Annotated in this window: 4 protein-coding genes; 1 reads left to right on the forward strand and 3 read right to left on the reverse strand. The window is 71.4% G+C overall.

Annotation, left to right across the window (positions count from 1 at the left end; all coding sequences use genetic code 11):
* Positions 1–391: hypothetical protein (locus LLG88_03880; GenBank protein MCE5246049.1), on the forward strand; the 391-nt coding region annotated here is incomplete at its 5' end.
* Positions 392–472: 81 nt separating this feature from the next.
* Here the strand turns inward: LLG88_03880 and LLG88_03885 are convergent.
* The 3 genes from LLG88_03885 to LLG88_03895 all read right to left on the reverse strand — a co-directional run.
* Entirely contained in the window at positions 473–3,571 is a 3,099-nt protein-coding gene (locus LLG88_03885; protein MCE5246050.1) for an efflux RND transporter permease subunit, read from the reverse strand.
* Positions 3,568–4,674, reverse strand: coding sequence for an efflux RND transporter periplasmic adaptor subunit (locus tag LLG88_03890; GenBank protein MCE5246051.1), 1,107 nt, complete (start codon positions 4,672–4,674; stop codon positions 3,568–3,570). Before LLG88_03890 ends, LLG88_03885 begins: the two co-directional genes overlap by 4 nt.
* A partial coding sequence (locus tag LLG88_03895; protein ID MCE5246052.1) for a TolC family protein occupies positions 4,671–5,954 on the reverse strand: 1,284 nt, incomplete at its 5' end. The genes LLG88_03890 and LLG88_03895, both read right to left, overlap by 4 nt.

Genomic DNA, 5,954 nt, shown 5'->3' on the forward strand with positions numbered 1-5,954 from the left:
CCACGGCGAGGCGCGGCGGGTCTCCGAGGTGATGGGGGAGATCGCGGCGGCGAGCGAGCAGCAGACGACGGGGATCGGCCAGGTCAACGTCGGCGTGGAGCAGATGAACCAGATGACGCAGGCCTCGGCGGCGAACTCGGAGGAGTCGGCGTCGGTGGCCGAGGAGCTGGCGGGGCAGGCCTCGGAGATGCACCGGCTGGTCGGAATGTTCCGGCTGGGCGGCGCGGCGCCGCAGGCCGGCTCCTTCGCTTCGGGGCCGGCCGCCCCGGCCGCGCCGCGGCCGTCGGCGCCGGCGCCGTTCCGCGCGGCCTCGGCGTCCGCGGGACGCCGGCCTTCGCCCGAGGCGCTGATCCCGCTCGACGACGACGAAGAACGCTTGAAGCTGTTCTGAACCATCTCCCGGGCACGAAAGAAAACCGCCCGCGGCGTCGCGCCGCGGGCGGTTGCGTTTGGAGCGGGAAGGCCGCCGGGATCAAACGTCGGCGGCGGTCTCGCGGCGGCGGAAGAAGCCGACAACCTTGTCGAAGTAGACGTAGACCACCGGGGTCACGAACAGCGTCAGCGTCTGGGAGAAGATCAGCCCGCCGACGACGGCGAGCCCCAGCGGGCGGCGCGCCTCGGCGCCGGCGCCCATGCCGAGCGCGATCGGCAGCGTGCCCATCAGCGCGGCCATCGTCGTCATCATGATCGGCCGGAAGCGGACGAGGCAGGCTTCGAAGATCGCCTCGTCGGCGTTCTTGTTCTCCTTGCGCGTCGCCTCGAGCGCGAAGTCGACCATCATGATGCCGTTCTTCTTGACCAGCCCGACGAGCATGATCACGCCGACGAAGGCGTAGATCGACAGATCGACGCGGAACGCCCAGAGGGTGAGCAGCGCGCCGAAGCCGGCGAACGGCAGCGCCGACAGGATCGTCAGCGGGTGGATGAAGCTCTCGTAGAGCACGCCGAGCACGAGGTAGATCACGAGCACGGCGAGCAGCAGCAGCAGCCCGAGCCCCTTCACCGACGACTGGAACGCCTGCGCGGTGCCGAGGAACGACGTCGAGATCGTCGGCGGCAGCGTCCCGCGCGCCGCCTTCTCGATCGCCGTCGTGGCGTCGCCGAGCGAGGCGTTCGGGGCGAGGTTGAAGGAGATCGTCACCGCGGGGAGCTGCCCGAGGTGGTTGACCGTCAGCGGCCCGTAGTCCTGCTTGATCGTGGCCACCGCGCCGAGCGGCGTCAGCGAGCCGTTCGCCGCGCGGACGTAGAGCATCGAGAGCGCCGCGGGGTCGGCCTGCGTCTCCGGCAGCGTCTCCATGATGACCTGGTAGGTGTTGGTGTCTCCGTAGATCGTGGAGACCTGGCGCGAGCCGTAGGCGCTGTAGAGGGCGTCCTCGATCTGCTGCGCGGTGACGCCGACCGACGAGGCCTTGTCGCGGTCGATCTGGACCTCGAGCTGCGGGTTCTTGAGCAGCAGGTCGGTCGTCACGTCCTGCAGCAGCCTGTTGCCGCGCAGCTTCGACTCGAGCAGCGGCGCGTACTTGTAGAGCTCGTCGGTGTCGGCGCCCTGCAGCGTGAACTGGTACTGGCTCTTCGAGACCTGCCCGCCGATGCGGATCGTCGGCGGGTTCTGCGGGAAGGCGCGGATCCCGGTCACGGCGGCGAGCTGGCCGCGGAGCTGCTGGACGACCTGGTCGGCGGTGACGTCGCGCTCGTCGCGCGGCTTGAGGCGCATGAACATCGAGCCCTGGTTGGAGGTGGAGGAGCCGCCGCGCGCGCCGGCGCTGGACATGAACTGCTCGACGTTGGGGTTGCTCTGGACGATGCGGGTCAGCGCGAGCTGCTTCTCGAACATCGCCTTGTAGGAGATCCCCTCCTGCGCCTCGGTGATCACCAGCACCTGGCCGGTGTCCTCGCTGGGGATGAACCCCTTCGGCACGACCGTCCAGAGGTAGCCCATCGCGGCGAGGATCCCCGCCGAGACGAGCATCACGATCCCCTTGTGGTCGAGCGACCAGCGCAGGCCGACGCGGTACCAGGCCAGCCAGGCCTCGAACATCCGCTCGAAGAAGTTGAAGACGCGGCCGTGCTTCCGCCCGCCGTGGGCGCGGAGGAAGCGGCTGCAGAGCATCGGGGTGAGCGTCAGCGAGACGAAGCCGGAGACGAGCACCGAGACGCCGATCGTCACCGCGAACTCGCGGAACAGCCGGCCGAGGATCCCGCCCATGAAGAGCACCGGGATGAAGACCGCGGCGAGGGAGATCGTCATCGAGACGATGGTGAAGCCGATCTCCGCCGCGCCGTCCATCGCCGCCTGGAAGGGGCGCTTCCCCATCTCCATGTGGCGGACGATGTTCTCCAGCATCACGATCGCGTCGTCCACGACGAACCCGACGGACAGCGTGACCGCCATCAGCGAGAGGTTGTCGAGGCTGTACCCCATCAAGTACATCACGCTGAACGTGCCGACGATCGACAGCGGCAGGGCGAGCGAGGGGATGACCGTCGCCGAGACGTTGCGGAGGAAGAGGAAGATCACCAGCACGACCAGCGCCAGCGTCAGGAGCAGCGTGAACTGCACGTCGTCCACGGAGGCGCGGATCGAGTCGGAGCGGTCGAAGAGGACCTTGAGCTGGACCGACGCCGGGATCGTCTTCTGGTACTCCGGCAGGCGGTCGCGGATCGCCTTGGCCACGGCGACGGTGTTCGTTCCCGGCTGGCGCTGGACCGCCAGCACCACCGAGCGCCGCGCGCCGTCCTTGTCCACGAACCACGCGGCGACCTTGTCGTTCTCCACGCTGTCGAACGCCTTCCCGAGCTGCTCGAGGCGCACCGGCGCGCCGTTGCGGTAGGCGACGATCAGCGGGCCGTAGTCGGCGGCCTTGGTCAGCTGCCCGGCCGCCTGCACGGTGAACGCCTTGTTCTGTCCGTAGAGCGCGCCGGTCGGCAGGTTGACGTTGCCGTTGGCGATCGCGTTCTGGACGTCGGCGATGGCGATGCCGCGCGACGACAGCTCGCGCGGGTCTACCTGCACGCGGACGGCGTACTTCTGCGCGCCGTAGACCATCACCTGGGCCACGCCGGGGATCGTCGAGATCCGCTGGGCGAGGTTCGTCTCGCCGTACTCGTCGAGCGTGGAGAGGGGCAGCGTCGGCGAGGTCAGGGCGATGAAGACGATCGGCTGGTCGGCGGGGTTGACCTTCTGGTAGGTCGGCGGGCTCGGCATGTCGCGCGGCAGCAGCCGGTTGACCTTGGAGATCGCCGCCTGCACGTCCTGCGCCGCCGCGTCGAGCGAGCGGGAGAGGTTGAACTGGAGGGTGATCTGCGTCGAGCCGATCGCCGAGGCGGACGTCATCGAGTCCAGCCCGTCGATCGTCGAGAACTGCCGCTCGAGCTGCGTCGCGACGGCGGAGGCCATCGTCTCCGGGCTCGCGCCGGGGAGCGAGGCGGAGACCTGGATCGTCGGGAAGTCGACGTTCGGCAGGTCGGAGACCGGCAGCAGGCCGTACGACATCACGCCGAAGATCACCAGCCCCATCATCACCAGCGTGGTGGCGATGGGGCGGCGGATGAAGGGCGCGGCAATGTTCACCGGCCGGCCCCCTTGATCTCGACCGGCGCGCCCGGAATCAGGCGGAGCTGGCCGTCGGTGACCACCGTCTCGCCGTCCTTCACCCCTTCGGCGATCACCGTCTTGCCGTCGGTCGCCGGGCCGGTCTTAACGGCGCGCTGCTCGACCGTGTCGTCGGACTTGACGACGAAGACGAAGAGCCCCTGCTGGCCGGTCTGGATCGCCTCGTTGGGCACGACGACCGCGCCCTCGAGCGTGGAGAGGCGCAGCGAGACGTTGACGAACTGGCCGGGCCAGAAGAGCCCGTCGGTGTTGGGGAAGACGGCCTTGAGCAGGATCGTGCCGGTCGAGCGGTCCACGGAGTTGTCGAGGAAGTCGAGCTTCCCCTCGGCCTTCGACGCGGGCTCGGCCTGCGGCGCGGCCTCGACGACCAGCCGCCCTTCGGCGTGGCGGCGGCGGATCTCGGGCAGCCGCGCCTCGGGGGCGGAGAAGGAGACCTTGATCGGCGCGATCTGGTTGATCGTCACCAGCGCCGCGTCGTTCGCCTTGACCACGTTCCCCTGATGCACGAGGAGCTGGCCGAGGCGTCCGGTGATCGGCGAGCGGATCGTGCAGTAGGAGAGCTGCACCTTGGCGTTCTCGAGCTGCGCCTCGTCGGCGCGGACGACCGCCTCCTGCGCGGCGACGTTCGTCTTGAGCTGGTCGTACTGCTCCTTGGTGATGTACTCCTTGGCCGCGAGGTCGGCGTTCCGCTTCTCGTCGGCGCGGGCCTTGGCGAGCTGCGCGCGGTCCCGCGCCAGCGCGGCCTCGGCGGCGGCGACCTGCGCCTCGTACTGGCGCGGGTCGATCGTGAAGAGCAGCGACCCCTTGCCGACGTCCTGGCCTTCGGCGAAGGCGACGCGCGTCACCTCGCCGCCGACCATCGTCTTGATCTGCACGGTCTCGAACGGCTCGGCGGCGCCGATCACGTTGACCGTGATCGGCACGTCGGCCTTCTCGGCCTTGGCGACGGCGACGGGCGCCGCGACCGGCTTCGGCGCGACGTCGCGGGGCGTCTTGGAGCAAGCGAAGGCGAGCAACGCCGCCGGCGCGAGCGCGGCGGCCACAATGCGGCGGTCGATCATGGGCGGGCGTCCTTCGTGATGGAGGGGAGATTGGCGCCGCGGTCGCGGGCCAGCTGGGCGAGAGCGGCGAGCCAGTCGGCGCGGGCCTGCACTTCCTGGGCCCGGGCGTCCTCGAGCGCGCTCTGCGCGGAAAGGAGTTCGACGATGGAGCCGACGCCGGCCTTGTAGCGGGCCAGCGCGGCGTCGTGGTTCTGCCGCGCGCTGGCGACGAGGTCGGCGCTGGTGCCGAGCCGCCGCGCGGCGGTGTTGACGTTGTGGAAGCTGCGGAAGACGTCGAGCTCCGCGGCGCGGCGGGCCGACTCGGCCTTGGCGCGCGCCTGCTCGGCGTCGATCTCGGCGCGGCGCTCGTTGTTCTTCTGCGCGAAGCCGGTGAAGGCGGGGAAGCGGAGCGCGAGCCCCAGCGTGTAGGTGTTCGCGCCGAAGCTCGGATCCTCGTACCAGGTGCGCCCGCCGCTCCCGACGAGCGAGAGCTGCGGCAGCCCGTCCGACTTGACGGCGCGGACGTTGGCCTCGGCGCGCCGCGCGTTGGCCTCGGCGGCCTGCACCTCGGGGCGGCGCCGCGCGGCCTCGGCGACGAGCGCGTCCACCGCCTCGGTCGCCGGACGGCCGGCGAGGTCGGCGGGGAGCGGATCGACGATCGTGCGCGCGTCCACCGGCAGGCCGGCGGCGTCGTTCAGCGCGCCGCGCGCGGTCGCCTCCTGCCCGTCGTACGTCTCGGCCTGCAGCTCGGCGCGGGAGAGCGCCGTCCTGGCCTGCAGCACGTCGGCGAGCGTGGCGACGCCGGACGCGCGGCGGTCTTCGGCCGCGGCGAGGCCGGTCTTGGCGGACTCGACGGCGGCGCGCTGCGCGGCGGCGAGCGCCTCGGCGCCCTGCAGCGCGCGGTAGGCGCGGGCGACGGCGAGCACGCGGTCGGCGATCGCCGCGTTGTGCTGCCAGTTGGCCGCCTCGAGCGCGGCGCCGGCGCCTTCGATCGTCGCGCGCCGTCCGCCGAAGTCGAGCAGCAGCCAGGAGACGTTGACCGTCGCGCCGTAGACGTTCTCGGTCGACGTGTCCGGGCCCGCGCCGCTGAGCAGCGCGCGGACGCGGTTGGCCGAGCCGACGACGTCGGCCCGCGGGTAGAGCGCGGCGCGCGCGGCCTCGGCCGACGCGGCCGCGGACCGGGCGGCGAGCCACGCCGCGCGCGTGTCGGGATGGCGCGCGAGGCCGAGGTCGATCAGCTCGGCGAGGGCCGCGGGGCGGCCGACGGGAGGCGCCTGCGGCTCGGCGGCCGGCGCGCGGCC

The organism is bacterium, from assembly GCA_021372775.1.
Classification (GTDB): domain Bacteria; phylum Acidobacteriota; class Polarisedimenticolia; order J045; family J045; genus JAJFTU01.